Consider the following 20,798-nt stretch of genomic DNA (forward strand, 5'->3'; position numbering starts at 1 on the left):
GTTTTACCTTTATTTTTTTGTAATTAAAAACTAATCTAGTTTTCATTTTTTTTGTTAAAGTATGCTCCAAATCATTCAAAACTCCAATAATCATTTAGATAAAACAGCCATTTTATCAAAAAATAGAATATATACCTATAACCAATTACTCCAACAATCAGCACAAATTGTCGCCAAACTCTTAAATGGCGAGTCGGATCTGAATCAAAAACGTGTTGCGTTTATGGTTTCGCCAGGTTTTGAATATGTCGCTTTTCAGTGGGGTATTTGGCGTGCTGGCGGAGTAGCGGTGCCACTTTGTATTACTTACCCTTTGCCTTCCCTAAAGTATGTAATTGAAGATACTTCAGCTGAAATAGTAATAGCTGGGCCTGAATATTTGGAAATTCTAAAACCATTGGTCCATGCAAAAACCTTTACTTTTTATAGTACCACAGATTTTTCAGAGAGTATAACTAATATTGTTTTGCCCGAAATAAATCCTGAGCGAAATGCCATGATTCTTTACACTAGTGGCACTACAAACTTGCCCAAAGGAGTTGTTACAACACATAAAAATTTGGAGGCTCAAATAAGCACGCTTGTAGAAGCTTGGAAATGGTCTTCATCTGATCATACCATTTGCATTTTGCCACTTCATCATGTGCATGGTATTATCAATGTTGTTTCGTGTGCATTGTGGTCTGGGGCAACGGTTGAATTCTTGGATGGTTTCAGTCCAGAAAAAGTATTTCAAACTTTCCTAAAAGGTGAAATAAATGTATTTATGGCGGTGCCGACGATATATTTCAAGCTTATAGCTTACTGGGACAATTTGGGTGAAACCGAAAAAACTACCATTAGTGAAAATCTAAAGAAATTCAGATTGATGGTTTCTGGTTCGGCGGCACTTCCTGTATCCGTGATGCATAAATGGCAGGAAATATCAGGCCATACCTTGCTTGAAAGATACGGAATGACCGAAATAGGCATGGGAATAAGCAACCCTTATGATGGTGAACGCAAAGCTGGCTATATCGGAAAACCACTTCCGGGAGTTTCTGTACGACTTATTGACGAGAATGGCGTAATTGAAAAGGAAGAGATTCCAGGCGAAATTCAAATAAAAGGAGCCAATGTTTTCAAAGAATATTGGGGGAAGCCTGAAGCTACTCAAAATACATTTACAGTAGATGGATGGTTTAAAACTGGTGATGTGGCTGTGGTTGAAAATGGATATTACAGGATATTGGGCCGTGATTCTGTCGATATTATTAAATCGGGTGGTTATAAAATTTCGGCTTTAGAGATAGAAGAAGTTCTGAGAAAACATCCGCAACTCAATGACTGTGCAGTTGTTGGAGTTCCAGACGAAGAATGGGGTGAATTGGTAGTAGCAGCGATAGTAGTTCGCAATAAAAACCTTGACTTAAAACAATTAAATGAATGGATAAGAGACATGATGCCAGCATATAAAACACCTAGAAAGTATTTGGTAGTTGAGGAGCTGCCAAGAAATGCCATGGGAAAAGTGACCAAAAATGATGTAAAAGAACTCTTTAAAAACATTTGAATATGATAATGTACGGTTTGGGTATTTTGGCTTTTTCGTATTTATCAGGTCAATGGTTAGGCGAAACGCTCGGGCATTTATTAGGCATTGATGCCAACGTAGGTGGTGTCGGATTTGCGATGTTGATTTTGATTTCTTTAAAAACCTGGTTTGAAAAAAAGAAATGGACGGATTTTGAGTTTGGCATAAATTTTTGGAACAAAATGTATGTGCCCATAGTGATAGCTATGTCGGCGAGCCAAAATGTAAAAGTCGCAGTTTCGAGTGGATTTTTGGCCGTTTTAGCTGGGCTTATTCCTACAGTTTTGCTCTTTGCTTTTTTCAATGTTCTTATAAAATCTTTTAATAAAAACTGAAATGCAAATATTTGAAAAACTCGTTGATAAAAATGGTTTGGTGTTTGCGTTTTTGGTGATTGCGGCAGTGGTTTTTGCTTCGGATTGGTTAGCTAAAAACGTTTTGAAAAACAAAATTCCAGGTTCGGCAATTGCGATCTTGGCCGGATTGGTTTTGGCTTATATAGGTGGGATAATTACAGAAGGCGAAAAAGGAATTTCTGACATAAAACTTTTCAAAGGCATAGGTTTTATGGGAAATTCTATGTTCAGAGATTTTGCCATTGTGGCTACAGCCATTGGAGCCAGCTGGGCAGTTATGAAAAAAGCAGGAATGCTCGGCGTAGTTTCGCTTTTAATCGGTGTGAGTTTCTTCTTTTTTGTCGGTGTTTTAGTAGCCTACATTTGGGGTTATAGAGATGCCGTCAGTTTATGTACTATTGGAGCTGGAGCATGTACATATATAGTTGGACCCGTAACAGGTGCAGCCATAGGAGCAAGCTCTGATGTAATAGCTTTAAGCATAGCCACGGGTGTGGTAAAAGCCATTGGCGTAACTATTTTAACACCTTTAGTAGCAAAACGCATCGGTTTAAACAATCCTTCAGCGGCTATGGCTTATGGAGGACTGATTGGCACAAACAGCGGTGTAGCGGCTGGTTTGGCTGCTACTGACCCAGCTTTAGTACCTTATGGCTCACTTACAGCTACTTTTTATACAGGTTTGGGCTGCTTACTTTGCCCTTCTTTATTTTATTTAGTTTTAGGCTGGATTTTATAATAAAACATTAGATTTTTTGAAGAAAATAGTTTTTTATTCCTTCTTTTTAAAACTACAAAAAGAGAAATTTTGAACCGCAGCACTAGGTGTAATATGGTCAAAAGTTTCGCAATGGTTTATATCGAAATATTCCTTAAATTTTTCTGTCAAATTTAAAGTAGAATATCTTTTAATTTCAATTCCACTACATTTCAATGGACCGTTTTCAGAGAATGTACCAATAACCAATGTACCATTTTTTACTATCAATTGATTTGCTTTTTTTATGTAATTTTCAATCTCAATGTCTCCTTGTAAAAAATGAAATGCTGCTCTATCGTGCCATAAATCATACTTTTGGCCTGTTTTGAAATCATTGATATCTGCAATAATCCAATTTACTTTTTCAGCCCTTTCTCCCAACCTTTCTTTTGCTTTTTCAATAGCGACTTCTGATATATCCAAAACTGTTACATTCAAATATCCCAAATTCAGTAGGTGGTCAACAAGGAAACTATCTCCCCCACCAATATCAATAATATGGGCATCTTTGGGTAAGTCCGCTTCCTCAATAAAATCGAGGGAAGTTTGGGGAATAGGTTGGTACCAACTAACGGTATTTAATTCTTTGGTTTTATAAATGGTTTCCCAATGATTTTTACTGTCAAAATTTTCCATCTGATTTTTATGAAATTATTTCACAAATCTCAGCTTATAAAAATCTCAATCCTTTAACATTTGATAAATAATCAATTGATATGTGCCCGAATTCTACTTAAACTTACTTGCGTAATACCCAAATAGGAGGCAATATGTTTCAGTGGTATTTTTTGGATGAGTTGTGGCTTTTTCAAAAGTGCCAAATATCTTTCTTCTGCAGAATGAAACTGAATGCTTTCAATTCTGTTGACAGTTTCAACATATCCAGCTTCAAAAATCAACATGAATAGCCGCTCGATTTGCGGATGGGCATCATAAAGGCTAAAGAGTTGGGAAGCATTTATGGCAATTACCTCTGTGTCTTCTAACACTTGAATGGCTTTTTGAGAAGGATTCCCAGTAAACAAGCTCTCTACTCTAGCAATGATTTCGCCTTCAAATGAAAAAGACTCCGTGATGTCAACCCCGTCTTTATAATAGTAAATTCTTGCTATACCAGCATTGATAAAATAAATGGTCTTGCAGGTTTGCCCAAAACTTTGCAGATTTTCACCTTTTTTAATATTAACAATTGAACATATTTTTTCCAAAGTTGCCCTACTTTCAACATTTAATGTGGTGTATTTTTGGAAATATTTAAAGAGTTTGTCCATTTTAATTTTTTTCAGAAAAAATCACCAATTTTTCAAAGGTTTCAATTTTGGCTTTTTTATCTTTTCTTGGCTAATAATTACTGCATAGTTTTTCCTAGAATTTGGAGGAATAATAACCTCAAAACCAATGATCTTTGTGCCTGGATTTAATGCGTCGTAATCGTGCGTTGGCGTAGTTGACCAAGTTTTCAATTTTGCATTTTTCAGACCTAAAATATTCATATTCATGGTCTTGTTATTAATTTTCAATTCTGCTGATTGGTCATTAAGTATTTTTACCTTCGCTGGTGTAACCATGGTCCATTTCAATGTTCTGGCAGAATCAGAAGTTTCTATTTCGTCTTGAAAAACAACATAGGATTTATCTACGATTACAATTCCTCTTTTGGCTGAATTTATTTGGTTTTTAAAAACCGCTGATATATCACTTTGCACGCTTAAGAAATTTTCATCTGTTGTGGTTTTTTCTATCTCGGCTTTGCCTTCAACTACCTGATATTTGTTGTCAAAAGTCAGTGTATTGTGGGCCAGGTTGTTATATCTGTAAATATCCCATCTTTGCGAATTTTGTGTTTTATCCCACAAAGCCACGCCTTTGGATTCCAAGGAATTGTAATTTTGCATGCCAAAATCCATAGCCCACCGCTCCCCTTGGGCATCCAACACAAACGAACCGACATCCATGTGACCATGATTTACGGATGGCGAGCCTGCCTTAAAACCCACAAAAATGGCTTCGGAATCTGTCCAAGAAGTACGCATCATGACTACTGGATTTTTGCCTTGCCCGGTCCAAGTCAATTCTTTTGGTGCCGAAATGTTTTCAAAACCTAAACTCGCTCCCCAAATCATAGCCGCGGGTAGTAGACGATTTCCAGCCATATTTTCCGGAGAATCTAAATACGTTTTCTCATTAAAAAGTAATTCAACTTGCTTTTTTTGAGCCGCAAACCAAAACATTGCCGGACTAAGTCCAGTGTCATTTCCTGCATCAGAATAATTAAAACTTAGACCTGATGTGCCTATCATGTGCTCAAAGTAGGCAGCTGTTTTAAGAAAACCAGGACTTTTTATTAGACCAAAATCATTGTTGAATATTTTCTGTAATGCATTGATAAATAACACATTGAAGCTAGTTCCATAGTCCCAATAGCTGTAACCTTCGGGATATGCACCGTCTGGTTGAAAATCTTCCATCGGGAGTTTTATGCTCGAAATTGCCCTTTCTAAAATAGTTTTGGTCAGTTCTGGCGTATCTTCTTGAATAGCAATCGCTCCAAAAGAAATACCAGCATTGCAGACTTGATTCCAGTTGTGGCTTGCTTTAAGCCAACTATTGTATTCAGGATTTAGCGAAGGCTCAATTCCTTTTTTCAAAATGGCCTCTTCTATTATATTTCTGGAAGTTGCCGATAAGTCATTGTAAAGCCAGTCGTAACCAATAGAAACGCCGAGTGTCATCTCTGCTACGTCCAAAAAATGTGAAGGATTCCAGTCTGAAAACTGAGCTATTTTCAGCATTTCTTTTTCTGCTTTTTCTAAATATTTAGGTTCTTTGGTAATACGATATGCATAAGAAAGAAAAAATATTCTGCGAATAGCTTCTCTGGAAACGCTCAAAAGTCTTCGACCGATTTGGATACGTTCAAGTTCTGGTTCTTTTAAAAACTTGTTGCTTTCAGCCAAAATTACTGCATGGATTTTAGCCCAACTTTTATCTTTCGCAATGTTCTCGATGATGGTATTTTCTTCTCCTTTTAGCAGCATCAAGCGTGGGTGAGTAGGGAAATCTGTTTGAGCAATAGTCTGACCTGAGCATACAAAGCGTATGAGAGATAGAAAAAGAACTAGCGTTTTTTTCATCGGGAATGGTTGAAATAATAAAAATCAAATATGAAACGCTTCAAAAATACAAATTTGATTTCAAATTTGCCTGCTTTTGTTTTAGGTTTAAGCTTTTACTTTTGCAAAAAACTTCCTGCGGCTAGAGCGTTCTGTATTTCCAAAATTATCCTTCCACCAATCGTCGGTTCTAAGTGGTTTCGGCGGCTCGTTGGGCTTTCTCCATTTTAGAGATTCTCTGAAGGCATGGTGACTAAAAAGCCGCATATATTCTCCTAAATATATGTCAGCTACGCGTTTATTGCCTTTGATGATGACCATGTTTTCGTCGTTATTGACGGTGGAAGCATTACTGAAATTGGCTGAGCCAGTGATTACAATGGGCTTATTTGATAAAGGATCTACCAGCATAAATTTATTGTGAACGTAGTTCACGGCACTGTTTAAGCCAGAAAGCTTTTCTTTTAGCCATCCGTCAAACGCGTTCGTTTTTATAAAATCTCCAATCGCAAAAACATTTTCTGTCTTGTTTCTTAAAAGCTGAATTTCCTTTATCTCAGCATCTTTTTCGGGACCGTCTTTCATGGGTCTTGTGGTTTTTTCTAAAAGTGCAAAACGCAAAGGTGCTTTACTGGATTTATACACTTCCTTGAAAATTTCATTGATACCAAAGGCGAAAGTCATAAACAAGCCAGATTTGGCTGAAAGAGCCAAAGATTTGTAGGTTTCTAGAGCATCTAAGGTTTTTCTTGGGCTAAAAACACATGAAGCGTCGATATTAAGAGGTAAAGCTGGCAAAGGAGAAAGAGTCTCTACCACAGGCTTTAAGTCTGCCGTTTTGGGGTTGTTATTTAAATCTTCCCAATAAGCATGAAATTTACCAGCCACAGTTGTGTCTTCGAGCAAGTGTGCCACATTTGAATGGCCAAATATTCCGCCATCGGAGAAATTCATCCCGCCGGTCCAAACCGCTATCGGATTTCCGTTTTCTAGTTTTACGATAAATTTATTGTGCGAAATATAAGATTTCCCTTCAGTTCTTCTTTTACAATTTGCCGCTATTCCAGCCGCTGCCACTTGCTTATCATTTTCTTTGGCTGGCGAATCTTTGCGAGCATCATATACAACCTGCACATCCACGCCACGGTCAATAGTGGTCTTTAACAATTGCAAAAAAGGCAAATAATTAAACTCATAAGCGGCTATTCTCAATGCATGGATTCCAGGCACACAAGTATTTACATAATTTTCCAAAGCCTCGTAAATTCCTCTTGAGAGCCATTCAAACGCCTTATTATTAGGTACATCTTCGGGACGTCTGTCACCAAATCTTCTGACGTATTCTTGAGATGCGGCTGTACCTCTGTTGAAAAATACATCCTGGTTTCCGCTTTCGGGAGACTCCGTCGTGATGTTTATTTTGGTTTCTGCTATCGGAATCAAATTTTGCGGATCACCCTTTAAGGCTGTTACTGTGTAAGTATATTTATAACCAGGTTTGGCTGAATAATCGGCCCATTGGAAGCTTTGGATAGGGTGATATTTGGTAGAATACATAGCACCAGAAGGCAAGCCTGGGTCAGTTTCAGCGAAAGCTTTCATGGCTTCTAAATAGTATGCTTCGTTTTCATTATGATCAACACGATGAATCGAAAAACCCAAGAGACCTTGACAGAGGTTTTCAGGTAAATTAAAGCCTAAAAGCACTACATAAGTACCAGATATTGCATTGACTTTTAGCCCATTAGTTGTTTTCGACTTTCTCATTTTTGAAGAATTTATTTCTAATCAAAATTCGAAATCTTTTTCTTGAAAAGCAATGTTGTAGATTGATTTTGATTTTGTGGTTGTTTGATGGCACGCAGATGACGCAGATGCTAAGGCAACGCTGATATTCACTGATTTAAATTTTTTGGCACATAGGAATTTTATTTTACTCAATAGATATTATGAAGTTTCATGTTCGCCTTAAATCTTGAAGGTTTTCAACTTTTTTGTTGGTCAAAGTTGAGCAAATTTTCTCCAAAGCCGATTTGCTCTCATCGTTCAATGAAAGGTATTTTTCGAAATATTTAAAGAGGGTTTGCAAAAGGAAAAGTAAACATATATGTTTACAAACTAAGGAAAAAGTAAACGTATGTGTTTACAAATTAAAATCTGAAATGGTTAGATTATGATAAATAATGCACCAAAAATGGATAATCTAATAAAAATATTCTTTTTGATTTTTATTAATTATCACTAAATTTACATAAACGTTAAAATATTATGACAGCACTATCAATTCAGAATAATGGTAATGAAATGTTCATTAGAATCGACAGAAATGGTTTTGATGAATCCTATCTCGTTGCTTTAGTAAAACGTTTGGAGTTGGAAGTTAAATCCAAAGAAGCCGATATTTCTCCCGAAATAAGTAAAATAGCTGATAAAATTGATTCTGATTGGTGGAAAAAAAACGGGAATGAGTTTCTGAAAGATGTTAAAAAGCGATGACAAAAAGTATTGTTGTTGATACGAATTTAATTATTTCTGCACTACTGTCAAGTTCTTCCTCACTTCGTGAGGTTTTATTTGATAAATCTATTCATTTTTATGCTCCAAATTTTATAATTTCTTAAATTTTTTACTTTTTCATTTTATAATCCCCCCACTTCCCGCATGAGGGACAGAACGGCCTGTTTGAGCTCTTTTTGTGGGCCTGCCGATAGGCGGAGTACAAAAAAGCGAGTAGTGATGGCCCGACCCCAGCTGGAATGCGATTGCTTTTGGCTAGCGGAAATGCTCAGCTGGGGGCATGCCCAAATGTTGTTTTTTTTTAGCTCAGGATATCTTTGACTACTTGTCCGCTGACGTCGGTGAGGCGGAATCGGCGACCTTGGGATTTGAAAATGAGCTGCTCGTGGTCGATACCCAAGAGGTGCATCAAGGTGGCTTGGAAGTCGTGTACGTGTACGGGATTTTTGACAATGTTGTAGCTGAAGTCGTCGGTTTGGCCATAACTGAGTCCGGCTTTTACGCCTGCACCTGCCATCCACATACTGAAACAGCGTGGGTGATGGTCGCGGCCGTAGTCGTTTTGGGTGAGTTTGCCTTGGGAGTACACTGTGCGGCCAAATTCGCCTCCCCAGACAACGAGGGTATCTTCAAGCATGCCGCGACGTTTGAGGTCGATAAGCAGGGCTGCTGTTGCCTGGTCGGTTTGTTTGCACTGTTGGGCCATGTTTTTGGGCAAGCCGCCGTGATGGTCCCAACCTTGATGGTAAAGCTGCACAAACCGCACGTCTTTTTCGAGGAGTTTACGGGCTAGGAGGCAGTTGGCGGCATAGGAACCTTTGTCGCGACTGTCGGGTCCGTAAAGCTCGAAGACTTCATCTGACTCATGGGTGGTGTCCATGACCTCAGGCACGGAGGTTTGCATGCGATACGCCATTTCGTATTGGGCTATGCGAGCGTCTACTTCGGGGTCTGCCCATTTATCGTTTTGGAGCTGATTGAGCTGCGTGAGGTAGCTGAGCATCTCTTGGCGGTCGGCACCGTCGTATCCCTCGGGGTTGTTGAGAAACAGAACTGGGTCTTTGCCCGATCTAAACTGCACACCTTGGTGCTCCGATGGCAGGAAGCCGTTGCCCCAAAGGCGGGCGTAAAGTGGCTGGTCTTTGGCGGCGTTTTTGGATATCAATACAATGAAAGCAGGCAGATTTTGGTTTTCGGAACCTAGCCCATACGACAGCCATGAACCTATTGAAGGTCGGCCGGGTAATTGGTGACCTGTCTGAAAAAACGTGATGGCTGGGTCGTGGTTGATTTGCTCTGTATAGAGTGATTTGATGATGCAAAGTTCGTCTACAACTTGGGCGGTATAGGGCAGCAATTCGGAAACCCAGGTTTTGTTTTTGCCGTGTTGGTTAAATTTAAACGCCGATGGCACCACTGGCAAAACGGCCTGATTGGCACTCATTCCGGTAAGGCGTTGGCCTTTGCGGACACTGTCGGGGAGATCTTGGCCAAACATGTTGCTTAGGCGAGGTTTGTAGTCGAAGGTTTCGAACTGCGAAGGTCCACCAGCCATAAACAGGTAAACCACTCGCTTGGCTTTTGGGGCGATGCTTGGCAAAGCTGCTAAGAGGTCTTTCTCAAAACTTTTGGCGTCGGAACTCGTGGAAAGTAAATTTCCGAGGGCAAACGCACCAAGGCCTGAGGCGGTTTTTTGGAGGAAATTCCGTCTGTCGAGTTTTTTTGTGATATTTTCTAGGTCTTTCATTTCTGTTTTTTTTAATTGAACACTGATGACACTGATTGGACAGATTTTCACTGTTTTTTAAAAATTTTGATCTGCGTTTATCAGTTAAATCTGTGCGGCAGCCGATGCTGTTATCTGTGTTCCATTACACTCTACCTTTTAGTTAAAGTCGCATCCGAATTTAGGATAGTGGAAGCTACTACTGTGTTGGCGGCTATCGCCGAAGGATCTAGGCTAGGGTTTATTTTGGACAATCCTGCTGAAATCCAGCCTTTTGCTTTATCGGGATCGGCTTTGAATTTTTGGTATTCTTTTTCTCGCAATTCAATCAAAAGTTTTATTTCGGCTTCGCTCGGACTTTTTCCGGTTAGTTTTTTATAGGTGTTTTGAATGCTGATTTTTGCGTCTGATTGGCTACACATTTGTTCACCCAGTTTTTTGGCGGCTTCTAAAAACGTTGGGTCGTTGAGCGTAACCAAGGCTTGCAATGGCGTATTGGTGCTTTGGCGTCTTACGATACAAGAGCTTCGTTGGGATGCGTCAAAGGTTCCCAAAGTAGGATTTGGGACGGTTCGTTTTACGACAATGTATAGACTTCGGCGGTAAATCTCATCTGTGGAGTCGGGCTTATAAGTGGCTCCGTTTATGTCCCACAGGCCTTCAGGTTGATAGGGTTTTATGCTTTTTCCTCCGATTTTCTCATTTAATAATCCGCTCGCCAGCAAGGCGTTGTCTCGAATCATTTCGGCTGTTAGTCGTTTAGCAGGACCTCTGGCCAAAAGTCTATTTTCTGGGTCGAGCGTTCGCATATCTTCTGTCGCTCTAGAATCCTGACGATATGCGGCGGACATCACGATGGTTTTGTTAAGTTGTTTTTGGTCCCAATTGCTTTCTCTAAATGTTACGGCTAACCAATCTAATAGTTCAGCATGGGTGGGCATTTCTCCCTGATTGCCAAAGTCTTCGCTTGTTTTGACGAGACCAGTTCCGAAGAAATTCTGCCAAAGACGATTTACTGCCACTCGAGCAGTGAGGGGATGATTTTCGTCGGCGAGCCATTGGGCTAAACCTAAGCGATTTTTAGGATATTTGTCTGAAAAAGCCAATATGTCCTTTGGCGTATTTGGAAATACTTCCGGACCAAAAGCGTCGTATTGGCCACGGAGAAGCAAATGCGTCTTTTTGGGCTTTGGCATTTCTTGCATTACCATGAGTTCAGGAATATGTTCCATAGAATCTGCCAGAGCCGTTCTTGCTATTTTGAGTGTATTTCGAGCCACCAAACTATTGGAATCTACTGCCGAAAGGTAATATTGTTTTAATGTTTCTTTTTCTGACATGCTAAGGCTTTCAATATTTTTATGGCTTATGGTAGCCCAAGAAGCTTTTTTTGCCAAAATGTTGATTTCGAAAGATGTTAAAACTCTGTCATAAACCACGATGTCGTCCACTTTTCCACCTTTAAATCCCAGACCTCGCCACCAGCCGCCGATTTGTAGTGCAGGTTCATTTTTAGAGAAAAATATGATGTCTTTGTAGAGTTGGTCTATTACGGTTTCCATTTCGATAGTTTGGCCGTCTAGATAAACTTGGAGGCCATTGGCGGTAGAGGATCCATCGTAGGTCATGGTTATTTGTATCCATTTGTCTCTTGGAACATCATTTATGCTTAGTTTTGTAATTGCATTTGAGGGGGCAGTATGTGCCAAAGTGGCTTCCAGTCGGTTGTTTTTCAGGTACAGATGAAAGCCTTTGAAATTGTACAATCGCTCGGCGTTGCTTTTATGGAAAATAACACCCTCTTTCATGTCTTTCGGAATTTTTAGCCAAAGACCTACCGAAAAAGGTTCAGATTTTCGGAATACCCCAACGTCTTTTAGGTCAGCATAAACATCGCCATCTAAGATAAGGATGGTATTGTTATCTGTTTTTTCAAAAGTAGGTTTATCGACCACCCCAGCATCACGTCGCATAATACCTTTTTGAGCAGGGTTTAAGGTGTTTTTTAATGAATCCTCAAAAGTATAATATCCTTGTAGATTGGCCTTAGGAATAGAAAAATCTGAAAGTTTGGCGTATTCCTTGGTATTTAACCAATTTTCAAATTTGGCTTCTGCTTTTTGTTGCTCGACTTTGAGTTTTTCTTCGTTTTCAAATACGGTCTTTTTCAAAAAAGTAATGATTTTTTCTTGTTCTTCATCAGGTAAAAGTAAGGTGGGCGTTGGCGGGTCGTCGTTCCAAGCTATTTGACCAGCTTCTCGTACATTGTTGAAAAAACTGTATAATTCATAATAATTTTTCTGTGAAATGGGATCGTATTTGTGGTCGTGGCAGCGAGCACAGCCTACCGTAATCCCTAAAAAAGCGTCTCCGAAAGTGTTGGTTCTATCCATAACATACTCGGTTTGAAATTCTTCTTCAACTATGCCACCTTCGAGGTTTTGCTGGTGATTGCGGTTAAATGCCGTAGAAATAATCATGTCTTTGGTGGGATTTGGCATCAAGTCACCCGCAAGCTGTTGCTCTATGAAATTGTTGTAAGGCATGTTTTGGTTGAAGGCCTTTATGACCCAGTCACGGTAAGGCGACATGTCGCGTAGGCGGTCGACCGTGTAGCCATGAGAGTCGGCAAATCGAGCCAAATCGAGCCAATCGGTGGCCATTTTTTCACCATAATGTGGCGAAGCCAAAAGCCTGTCAACCTGTTTTTCGTAGGCACTTGGAGTATTATCGTTAAAATATGCGTCTATTTCAGATAAAGTTGGAGGTAAGCCAGTTAAATCAAGAGAAACTCTACGCAGCAATATTTCCTTGTCTGCTTCTTTGTTTTGGTTCAGGTTTAGCGTTTTTAGTTTGGCAAGAATAAAATTATCTATGGGATTAAACACCAATTGGCCAGCATCAATAGCTGGAATTGGCTTTTTTATGGGTTTCAAAAACGCCCAATGTGGCTGATAAACTGCACCATTTTCTATCCATTTAATTATGGTAGCTTTTTCAGTGACCGATAGTGATAAATGCGATTTTGGCGTAGGCATTTTGTAATCTGGATCTTCCGAAATTATTCTATGAAACACCTCGCTTTTTCTTAAGTTTTTGGGTGAAATTGCCACTTTTCCAGGACTTTCGGGTAATTCAGCATAAGCATTGGCAGCGATATCGAGACGTAAGCCTGCTTTTTGCTTAGCTTTATCAGGTCCATGGCAAGCAAAGCATTTGTCTGACAATATGGGCTTTATGTGAATATTGTAGTCAATGTCATTTGGTAATGTTTTGTAGGCATCCGCTATTTCTTTGGGTAATTTTGTGCCTGTTTGGGCATTTACTGACCAAATATTAATGGAAACAAATAAGAAAATGAGTTTAAGTTTCATTTGCCAAATTTTCGATAATCTAAAGTTTTACAGTTCCTTTCAACGAATCGGGTTTTGAGAATTTGAAATTGCCGTATTCTATTCTCGTATTGGACATTTTCTTTTTTAGTTTTTCTATTCCTTCTTCCGAAATTTTAGTTTTCCATAAATATAACACTTTCAGGTTTTTAAAGCTCGAAATCGTTTCAATACTTTCATCCGAAACTTCCGTATTGTATAGATTTAATTGCCTTAGATTTTTTAAACTTTCTAAGTTTTTTATACCCTTATCAGTTATTGAGGTTCTTTCAAGATTCAATTTTTCAAGATTATTAAACTCTTTTAATTGATCCATATCTGCGTCAGAAAATTCTTTGTTATTGATTTTTAGAGAAAAAACATTTTCTTTAAGTTCTTGTAAATCTGACAGATAAGTCGGGTTGTAGTTTTTGACATTCACAAAATTAACATCGAGTTTTTTGCCACTATTTCCTTCTAAATTCACTACTATTTTTTGGTTTTTTAGTTTTTGCAAAACCATTTCATTTGGAATATCTAGCTTGGTTTCAGCAGTTAATAGATTTTCAAAAGATTCCTTTGATAAAACTTCTTCCGATGCAATATTTACATTAGAAATTTCCGCCACTTTTATTTGAGGAATAATTGTTTCATCCTCAATTTCTCCTGTAAAAGATGCACCTTTTTTTATCCAAAAATTAATGATTGAAATCTCATTTGAAGTCAACTGTGGCTTCCCTTTTGGTGGCATGTGTTTTTCTTTTTCTAAAGGCAAAAGTAAATGGGAATACAAGAGGCTTTTATTTGGATTTCCGGCTTTTAAAATTTCTCCATTTTTACCTCCTTTTCTTATGAAAACTTCATTATCAAGTCGTAAACCACCTTTCTTTTTCCTAGAGGAATGACAGTTGTAGCATTTTTTCTCTAAAATAGGCAATACTTTTTCTTTGTAGAGAAAGGTTTGTTTTACCAGATTTTTCGTTTGATTTGTGCTATCTATTTTAGTGTCTTTTTCAGAGATAATTGCAGTATCACTTGCTTTTTCATCTGATGCAAAAAGATAATTTTCTCCATGGGTGATAGTTCCTCCAAAATGACCCGCAACCGCTAACACAGCAACCATTATTGATGATATAAGCATCCTCTGTTTTTGGAAAAAATAGGCAGAAAACCCCAAGATGCAGGAGCTTATGCCTGTCCATTGGTGTTTTTCCACGAGTTCGGCATCATAATCACCACTTTGGGCCAAAAACCATCCAGTAAGACAAGAAAGTGCGGCAGCAAAAGAGCCCAAAAGCAATGCAATTGAAATAGCCGATAAGAGATTTGCTTTTTGCCATCTTTCATAAATAATCAGAACGAAAGCAAAAAGCAAAATCCCAATGGGCAAATGCACCAATAATGGATGGAACTGACCTATGATTTTTGAGAAATCCATTATTCCATCATTTTCTCCAACAACCAATTTGTGATTTTTTCTCTCTGCTCTGGATAAGTCCAGTGGCCAGTTTCAAGGGCTAGATATAGTTCTTTGGGTGCTTTTATGGTATTGTAGGCAGCATACATGGATGTTGGAGGGCAGGTTTCGTCGTTATAGCCCCATGAGTAAATGCCCGGAATGCTTAGGCGGCGGGCGAAATTTACGACATCGTAATAGCCAACGGTTTCGATCTTCTCTTTTTTGTTGTTAAAAGCCAAGCCAGTTTTGTCGAAATAATGTGGCCAACCACCTGCTCTTCCGTTGAGGTAACCCGTGACATCAGAAATAGCAGGATAAAATGCTCCTAACCATTTTACACGGTTGTCTAAAGCCGCGGTTACTATTGATAAAGCTCCACCCTGACTTCCGCCAGTTACCGCCAAATTTTTACCGTCAAATTGTGTTAAACTTACCAAAAAGTCGTTGGCCCTTACACAGCCCATATACACTCTTTTGTAGAAAAAACGATTCTTGTCGTCAAGGTTGTAGTTGGGGTATCCGTTCAGAATTCCTCTGCCCAAATCGGCATAAACTTGTGGGTCGAGGTTTACTGGAATGCCGTGAATGCCAATTTGAAGGGTTATAATTCCTTTCTCAGCATTGGCTACATCTCCATAATACGGCCTTACACCAGCACCAGGGACCTGCAAAAGTGCAGGGTATTTTCCTTCTTTTTTGGGAATACAAAGAATTCCGTAAAGCCTTGTACCGAGAGCAAAGTTTTGAATATTTACTTGATAAACATTTACTTTTTCGGTGCATCGCTCTGGTAAAAGCGTCATTTTGGCATCAAGTGGAATTTTTGCCAAATCTGCTTTGGCGTTGTCCCAGAAAGTGTCAAAATCCGCAGGATTGGCGGCAGTTGGCTGAATATCAGTGGGATTAAAACCTGCCGTTGCAAGGTTTCGGTATTCTTTGCCGTCGATTTCGGCAATGGCAACACAACGAAGAAAACCTGCTGTGTTCATGGTGCCAGCATCTATCGTTTGGCTTCCCGAAGCTAACATTATGGTTTCTTTTTTGGTAGGTTCCATTTTCTCAGGACCGATTTCGTATTTGATTTTGGCGTTTTTTACGGGATTCCCATTTTGCAAAACTGAAATCGTAAACTTCACTTTTTCGCCGGTTTTATAGGTCCAATCGGTATGATCAGCTGCCACTATTACTTTGATGAGTTTTTCGGTGGGTTGAGCGAGGGAAATTCCGGTACTAAGAAATACCAGATAAAGCCAAAGAGAAAGTCTTTTTTGCATACAATTATTTTTTAAGGTTGAATTGTACGAATTTACAGCATTTATTTTGGACTAGGGGAAATTCTAAATAGAAATATTTTGCAAGTTTTCGAAAAGCATTATTTATATCCTCTTTGGTTTAATGCTTCAAATTGGGCAAAATTGAAACCTGCGTTTTCAGCCATTCCGTATATTGGAAATGCTAAAACTTGAGAGGCGATGTCGCCATAGAGGAAATTAAAAATCAGGGTGTATTCTTCTGTATCTATATGTTTTTCGAAGTGTTTTTTAGTGCTTTGGTAATCAAAGTTGTCAGTGATTGTTTTTGGGTTATTTTTAGCTATAAATATTTCTTGATTAAAATGCTCTTGAAGGGTTTTGGCTTGTCCATTTTTATGAAAGTAGATTGTACGAAAAACATAGTCCTGGGTTCTTTGGATTATTAGTTCTTCCGTATACATTTCACTAGTCCAGAAAAACGGCGTGCAAAATTTACGGGCAAACAAGGCTTTTGTTTTGAATTTGCTATCGTAATCTGTAGTGAATCGATTTGTCCAGCCGCCTAGCATATCATCTGCCAAATTTAGACATACGCTGAAGATTTCTTCCTCGGTAAATTCTGTTAACTGTTGATTTATTTTTTCAAGTGTATTTTCGATTATTTGTTCAGCATTTAGAGACTTTAGTTCTAAGAGTTTTTCTAAAACTTGCGGTTTGGCCATTGGATTAAATCCACCGATTGGCAGCACCATATCGTTTTTCGAATTTCCTTTTAACAAGGTCAAATAAGCCTGAAACCTCTCCTGACCTATCGGCATTTTGTAGAGTTTTTCTATTTGGTCTATAACTAGGAGAAGCTTGAATTTCATTCGCCAAACAAATCAAATCATCAATTCATCCACGTCCAAACCTGCCAAACGCATGGCTTCGTATTCTACTTCTATAATAAATTCGGATTGATCTTGGTCGAAATCTTCGTTGTTCCAGTCTTTAAAAAACTGCTCGGTTTGGTCTTTTAAGTCAGGTGTATTTTTATCAAGGTGCACCATCAGGAAATTGGTAAAATACAGGACTTCCTCTTTCATTTCTTTCACCACATCCTCACCAGGATAGGTAAGTTCTCTGTCTTCCCATTCATCTAATATAAACCAATCTTTGGTTTTGAATTCTTCTAAAAGTGTAAGTCGCTCGAGTTTTGTCATTTCGGAAAAGCTAAATTTAAAATATCTACAAAAATACAAGATAAATATTCATCCCAAACACTTAAAAATGGAATAGGTTATTATTTCTTAATGATAACGTAAAGTTAGGCTAATATGCGAACCATAGCTTTGGAGTTTTAAACCAAATAGAAATGAGTTTTGCAAATCGTGTTTTCCAAAATAAAACGGGTGCAATAATATGGATGATGGTGGCTGCATTTGGGGCGTATTTTTGTACGTATGCATTCCGAAAGCCATTTTTTACGGGCAAGTTTGAAGGCTATGAATTATGGGGAATGAGCCTGAAAAGCGTGTATATCATTATGCAAGTACTGGGCTATATGAGCTCCAAGTTTATTGGGGTAAAAATCATCTCGGAGTTGAAACCCAATCAGCGGATAAGACTGGTTATCAGTTTAATATTGACCGCAGGTTTGGCATTGCTGCTATTTGCTTTGGTTCCTCCTCCTTACAATCTCCCATTTTTGTTTCTAAATGGTTTGCCTTTGGGCATGGTTTGGGGAGTTTTATTTAGTTTTTTAGAGGGTCGCCGATTTACCGAATTATTAGGTATAGGACTAAGCATAAATATGATAATGACCTCAGGAATATTAAAATCGATTTATATTTTTATTCAAGCCCAATTTGGTTTTACGGAATTTTGGATGCCGATTGTGGTTGGAGCAGCATTTTTACCTGCATTTTTTGTTTTTGTATGGATGTTAAGTAAAATTCCACCGCCAGATAAAGAAGAGCAATTGTTGAAAGTTCAAAGAAGGCCCATGGACAATTTTGAAAAACTGAAAGTCTTGAAAACCTACGGTTTGGGTATTTTTATGATTGTGATAGTCTATGCGTTTTTTACAACACTGCGAGATTTTCGAGACAATTTTGCAGTTGAGATTTGGAACCAATTAGATGCTGGTCATTCGTATTTAATTTTTGCAAAAACGGAGACCTTTATAGCCATCATTGTTATGTTGATTTTGGGTACAATTATATTTTTCAGAAATAATAAACTCGCCTATTATTACATCACTATTTTAATCGTAATTTCCTTGCTATCAATTTTGCTCAGCAATTGGTTGTTTCGCACCAATGTCATAAGTCCACAAACATGGATGACCACATTAGGCATAGGTTTTTATCTTCCGTATTTGTTGATACAGATTGCTTATTTTGAACGACTTATAGCCTATTTAAGAATTAAAGGAAATGCGGGGTTCTTTGTTTATATGTGCGACAGCATCGGGTATTTGGGAAGTGTGGTTTTGTTGTTTTTTAAAGAATTCAATACCCAGCAGTTCAATTTTTCGGAGATTCAATTGTACCTTAGTGAAGCTACTGGGTATTTCGGTATTCTGTTTTTGGCTTTGCAGTTTTGGTTTTTTGAAAGAAAAAATAATAAGCAAAAACAAGTAAAATCTATTGAAACAATTGGCTGATTTTTTCTTCTGCATAACCCGCACTGGTGGTCATTCCTTTTCCGCCGATTCCTGTGCGTATTTCTATGTTTTCTGAAATTTTATATTCAAAAATTCCATCCGGATGCTGTGCATAATATCCTGCCCAAGCTTGTGAATAGGCCGCATCTGGAATTTCTAGTATTCTTTTAGCTTCCGTTTTCATGAGATTGTTTATTTTATCCTGAACACCCAAGCCTAAATTTTCTACGACATCTACACCAGCATATTCATGAGAATCGCCAACAATTATGCTGCCATCGGGCAATTGTTTGAATAGTATATGAATGCCGTATTTTTTGAGTTCTAATAGTTGTTTTGGCGTGGTAATTTTAGAAAAAGAAGGACAACTTTCAAACGCCTCATAGCGTCTGATTGTTAAGCCTGTTAGAATATTAGATTTCAAGAACATCTGTTTCAACGGCACTGTTTTAAGCATTTGCAATTTGCTCACTATAAGTCCACTATGTTGGTAAATTTCAGGAAAAAGAGCATTGAAAACATAACCACTACAAATGATTACTTTTTCGGAATAAAATGCCTCTTTAGCTGCCGTTTCTACTTTTGCTTCACCATTATTTTCCTCAATATTTATTGCCAAAGTGCTGTTTTTGTAAGTAACACCCAAAGTATCAACACAAAAATTTATCAATTTGTAAATAAACTCGGAGGCATTGACGCTGTACTCTTCAGGATAAAAAATGGAGCTTTTGATATAGGCCGACTTAAGATCTGGAAATCGCGATTGAGTTTCTTTTTTACTTAACATCTCAACATTATAACCCGCCTTTTGATGCATTTCAGCTGCCTCATTGGCAAGCTGCACTTCGTCGTTGTCTGATGCGATATAAACACTACCATTTTTTAAAAGTGTAAAATCTGCTTGTGATTGCAAATAATCATAAATTTCTAAGCTTCGCCTCCCATATTTCTGCCAAAAAGCGTCAAGACCTGAAGGCACCACCTGTCCGAAGTTTTGAATAGTAGAGCCAACTGGTTTGTTGTCTTTTTCGAGGAGAAGTACTTTTTTGCCCATTTTAGCTGCATGATAAGCATGAAAAGTACCCATTATGCCTGCTCCAACTACAATTAAGTCGTATTTTTTCATCAGTTCAGATAGTTTTTAAGTTCTGAAAGGTTGGCTAGTAGTCCGTCGTTTTCAACTGCAGATAATTGCTCCCTTGTGTGCGTGCCATTGCAAAGTCCTAGACTAAATTTAGCCTTGGCTTTTTTGCCGGAAATTAGATCAGAAGGTGTGTCTCCGATGTTAATGATTTTTTGTGGATCAGATATATTAAAGGTTTTCATGGCTTTCAAAATCATAAAAGGCTCTGGACGGCCTTTTTCTACTTCGTTTGAAGCTATCGAAAGGTCAATTATGCCATTGCCCGAAGTGTTGCAGTAGTTGGCGTCAAGTCCATTTAGCCAACCCAATTTATCAAGAATTATATCACAAACTTTTCTGTAAAAACCTGTTGTTAAGGCTATTTTGATGTTCTTTGATCGTAAAAGCTCAAAAGTTTCAAGACAATAATCGGTGGGATATATTGGATTTTCATGATAGTGACTTTCAAGGATATCGGTAAAAACATCGTAGCTTACAAAAACATTTTCGGCATATTCTGGATGTTCTTTTCCGATTTTTTCATCCCAAAGCATTCTGAAAACTTCTATTTTAGAATAGCCTTGTAAGGCCAAAATTCTTTCTTCAGATACTGCAAGGCCTGTTTTTGTACAAGCTTGGGCAAAACAAGTTTCAACTTCTTTGGCGTCTTTTACGGTGGTTCCTGCCATATCAAATACAACCATCTCAATATTTCCCATTAGCTTTTTTTTCGGCAAAGCTAATCTTCAATCCCAATTCCAAAGTTAAGCCAATATTAAATTTCATTTGCGGAACGCAATCATATCGCAATCGTGCGTGTCCCCACACATGATATGCCACACACGATATGCCTAACACAAAAAAGCAAACAACAATCTTTTAATATCTACTTAATGATTT

General features: G+C 38.3%; 17 protein-coding genes. 5 read left to right on the top strand and 12 right to left on the bottom strand.

The window, feature by feature from the left end; genetic code table 11:
- Positions 1–61 precede the first annotated feature (61 nt).
- The 3 genes from EGI22_RS21710 to madM are packed head-to-tail and all read left to right on the top strand — an operon-like array spanning position 62 to position 2,668.
- The gene (locus EGI22_RS21710) at positions 62–1,552 is read left to right on the top strand and encodes an acyl-CoA synthetase (RefSeq protein ID WP_255070627.1); all 1,491 of its coding nucleotides are present in this window, start codon (positions 62–64) and stop codon (positions 1,550–1,552) included.
- 2 nt (positions 1,553–1,554) lie between these two features.
- Positions 1,555–1,908, top strand: coding sequence for a malonate transporter subunit MadL (locus EGI22_RS21715; RefSeq protein WP_255070629.1), 354 nt, complete (start codon positions 1,555–1,557; stop codon positions 1,906–1,908).
- Between the two features lies 1 nt (position 1,909).
- Positions 1,910–2,668: a malonate transporter subunit MadM gene (gene madM / locus EGI22_RS21720; RefSeq protein ID WP_255070631.1), complete on the top strand. Its 759-nt coding sequence runs from the start codon at positions 1,910–1,912 to the stop codon at positions 2,666–2,668.
- Between the two features lie 33 nt (positions 2,669–2,701).
- Here madM and EGI22_RS21725 read toward each other — a convergent pair whose 3' ends face one another.
- From EGI22_RS21725 to EGI22_RS21740, 4 genes are all read right to left on the bottom strand, one after another.
- Positions 2,702–3,325 (bottom strand): trans-aconitate 2-methyltransferase, encoded by a 624-nt coding sequence (locus EGI22_RS21725; protein ID WP_255070633.1) that lies wholly within the window; start codon positions 3,323–3,325, stop codon positions 2,702–2,704.
- A gap of 71 nt (positions 3,326–3,396) precedes the next feature.
- Positions 3,397–3,960 (bottom strand): Crp/Fnr family transcriptional regulator, encoded by a 564-nt coding sequence (locus EGI22_RS21730; RefSeq protein ID WP_255070635.1) that lies wholly within the window; start codon positions 3,958–3,960, stop codon positions 3,397–3,399.
- 21 nt (positions 3,961–3,981) lie between these two features.
- Positions 3,982–5,823, bottom strand: coding sequence for a heparinase II/III family protein (locus EGI22_RS21735; protein WP_255070637.1), 1,842 nt, complete (start codon positions 5,821–5,823; stop codon positions 3,982–3,984).
- An 87-nt stretch (positions 5,824–5,910) separates the two neighbouring features.
- Entirely contained in the window at positions 5,911–7,569 is a 1,659-nt protein-coding gene (locus tag EGI22_RS21740) for a phospholipase D-like domain-containing protein (protein ID WP_255070638.1), read from the bottom strand.
- A 501-nt stretch (positions 7,570–8,070) separates the two neighbouring features.
- Here EGI22_RS21740 and EGI22_RS21745 point away from each other — a divergent pair.
- On the top strand, positions 8,071–8,298 hold the full coding sequence (locus EGI22_RS21745; protein WP_255070639.1) for a hypothetical protein: 228 nt from the start codon (positions 8,071–8,073) through the stop codon (positions 8,296–8,298).
- Positions 8,299–8,620: 322 nt separating this feature from the next.
- Here EGI22_RS21745 and EGI22_RS21750 read toward each other — a convergent pair whose 3' ends face one another.
- From EGI22_RS21750 to EGI22_RS21775, 6 genes are all read right to left on the bottom strand, one after another.
- The gene (locus EGI22_RS21750; protein WP_255070640.1) at positions 8,621–10,066 is read right to left on the bottom strand and encodes a DUF1501 domain-containing protein; all 1,446 of its coding nucleotides are present in this window, start codon (positions 10,064–10,066) and stop codon (positions 8,621–8,623) included.
- A 131-nt stretch (positions 10,067–10,197) separates the two neighbouring features.
- Positions 10,198–13,419, bottom strand: a complete 3,222-nt coding sequence (locus EGI22_RS21755) for a DUF1553 domain-containing protein (RefSeq protein ID WP_255070641.1) — start codon at positions 13,417–13,419, stop codon at positions 10,198–10,200.
- Positions 13,420–13,438: 19 nt separating this feature from the next.
- Positions 13,439–14,881, bottom strand: a complete 1,443-nt coding sequence (locus EGI22_RS21760) for a c-type cytochrome domain-containing protein (protein ID WP_255070642.1) — start codon at positions 14,879–14,881, stop codon at positions 13,439–13,441.
- Positions 14,854–16,149: an acetylxylan esterase gene (locus tag EGI22_RS21765; RefSeq protein ID WP_255070644.1), complete on the bottom strand. Its 1,296-nt coding sequence runs from the start codon at positions 16,147–16,149 to the stop codon at positions 14,854–14,856. The genes EGI22_RS21760 and EGI22_RS21765 overlap by 28 nt, the downstream gene beginning before the upstream one ends.
- A gap of 98 nt (positions 16,150–16,247) precedes the next feature.
- Positions 16,248–16,997 (bottom strand): hypothetical protein, encoded by a 750-nt coding sequence (locus EGI22_RS21770; protein WP_255070645.1) that lies wholly within the window; start codon positions 16,995–16,997, stop codon positions 16,248–16,250.
- Between the two features lie 12 nt (positions 16,998–17,009).
- Entirely contained in the window at positions 17,010–17,330 is a 321-nt protein-coding gene (locus tag EGI22_RS21775; RefSeq protein WP_255070646.1) for a hypothetical protein, read from the bottom strand.
- 152 nt (positions 17,331–17,482) lie between these two features.
- Here EGI22_RS21775 and EGI22_RS21780 point away from each other — a divergent pair, with 152 nt between their 5' ends.
- Positions 17,483–18,775: a DUF5690 family protein gene (locus tag EGI22_RS21780; RefSeq protein WP_255070648.1), complete on the top strand. Its 1,293-nt coding sequence runs from the start codon at positions 17,483–17,485 to the stop codon at positions 18,773–18,775.
- Here the strand turns inward: EGI22_RS21780 and EGI22_RS21785 are convergent.
- Together EGI22_RS21785 and EGI22_RS21790 are read right to left on the bottom strand one after the other, a co-directional pair.
- Positions 18,756–19,901: a TIGR03364 family FAD-dependent oxidoreductase gene (locus EGI22_RS21785; protein ID WP_255070649.1), complete on the bottom strand. Its 1,146-nt coding sequence runs from the start codon at positions 19,899–19,901 to the stop codon at positions 18,756–18,758. The two genes, EGI22_RS21780 and EGI22_RS21785, sit on opposite strands and share 20 nt — an antisense overlap.
- A complete protein-coding gene (locus tag EGI22_RS21790; protein ID WP_255070651.1) occupies positions 19,901–20,617 on the bottom strand; it encodes an HAD hydrolase-like protein in 717 nt (238 codons plus the stop codon). Before EGI22_RS21790 ends, EGI22_RS21785 begins: the two co-directional genes overlap by 1 nt.
- Positions 20,618–20,798 lie beyond the last annotated feature (181 nt).

The sequence above is a fragment of the Lacihabitans sp. LS3-19 genome (genome assembly GCF_024343575.1).
Lineage (GTDB): Bacteria > Bacteroidota > Bacteroidia > Cytophagales > Spirosomataceae > Leadbetterella.

Excerpts from the sequence above, each read along its gene's own strand:
- EGI22_RS21735 (WP_255070637.1), bottom strand. The coding sequence starts at position 5,823 with ATGAAAAAAACGCTAGTTCTTTTTCTATCTCTCATACGCTTTGTATGC.
- EGI22_RS21715 (WP_255070629.1), top strand. The coding sequence starts at position 1,555 with ATGATAATGTACGGTTTGGGTATTTTGGCTTTTTCGTATTTATCAGGT.
- EGI22_RS21755 (WP_255070641.1), bottom strand. The coding sequence starts at position 13,419 with ATGAAACTTAAACTCATTTTCTTATTTGTTTCCATTAATATTTGGTCA.
- EGI22_RS21775 (WP_255070646.1), bottom strand. The coding sequence starts at position 17,330 with ATGACAAAACTCGAGCGACTTACACTTTTAGAAGAATTCAAAACCAAA.
- EGI22_RS21770 (WP_255070645.1), bottom strand. The coding sequence starts at position 16,997 with ATGAAATTCAAGCTTCTCCTAGTTATAGACCAAATAGAAAAACTCTAC.
- EGI22_RS21790 (WP_255070651.1), bottom strand. The coding sequence starts at position 20,617 with ATGGGAAATATTGAGATGGTTGTATTTGATATGGCAGGAACCACCGTA.
- EGI22_RS21765 (WP_255070644.1), bottom strand. The coding sequence starts at position 16,149 with ATGCAAAAAAGACTTTCTCTTTGGCTTTATCTGGTATTTCTTAGTACC.
- EGI22_RS21710 (WP_255070627.1), top strand. The coding sequence starts at position 62 with ATGCTCCAAATCATTCAAAACTCCAATAATCATTTAGATAAAACAGCC.
- madM (WP_255070631.1), top strand. The coding sequence starts at position 1,910 with ATGCAAATATTTGAAAAACTCGTTGATAAAAATGGTTTGGTGTTTGCG.
- EGI22_RS21785 (WP_255070649.1), bottom strand. The coding sequence starts at position 19,901 with ATGAAAAAATACGACTTAATTGTAGTTGGAGCAGGCATAATGGGTACT.
- EGI22_RS21740 (WP_255070638.1), bottom strand. The coding sequence starts at position 7,569 with ATGAGAAAGTCGAAAACAACTAATGGGCTAAAAGTCAATGCAATATCT.
- EGI22_RS21750 (WP_255070640.1), bottom strand. The coding sequence starts at position 10,066 with ATGAAAGACCTAGAAAATATCACAAAAAAACTCGACAGACGGAATTTC.
- EGI22_RS21745 (WP_255070639.1), top strand. The coding sequence starts at position 8,071 with ATGACAGCACTATCAATTCAGAATAATGGTAATGAAATGTTCATTAGA.
- EGI22_RS21730 (WP_255070635.1), bottom strand. The coding sequence starts at position 3,960 with ATGGACAAACTCTTTAAATATTTCCAAAAATACACCACATTAAATGTT.
- EGI22_RS21725 (WP_255070633.1), bottom strand. The coding sequence starts at position 3,325 with ATGGAAAATTTTGACAGTAAAAATCATTGGGAAACCATTTATAAAACC.
- EGI22_RS21780 (WP_255070648.1), top strand. The coding sequence starts at position 17,483 with ATGAGTTTTGCAAATCGTGTTTTCCAAAATAAAACGGGTGCAATAATA.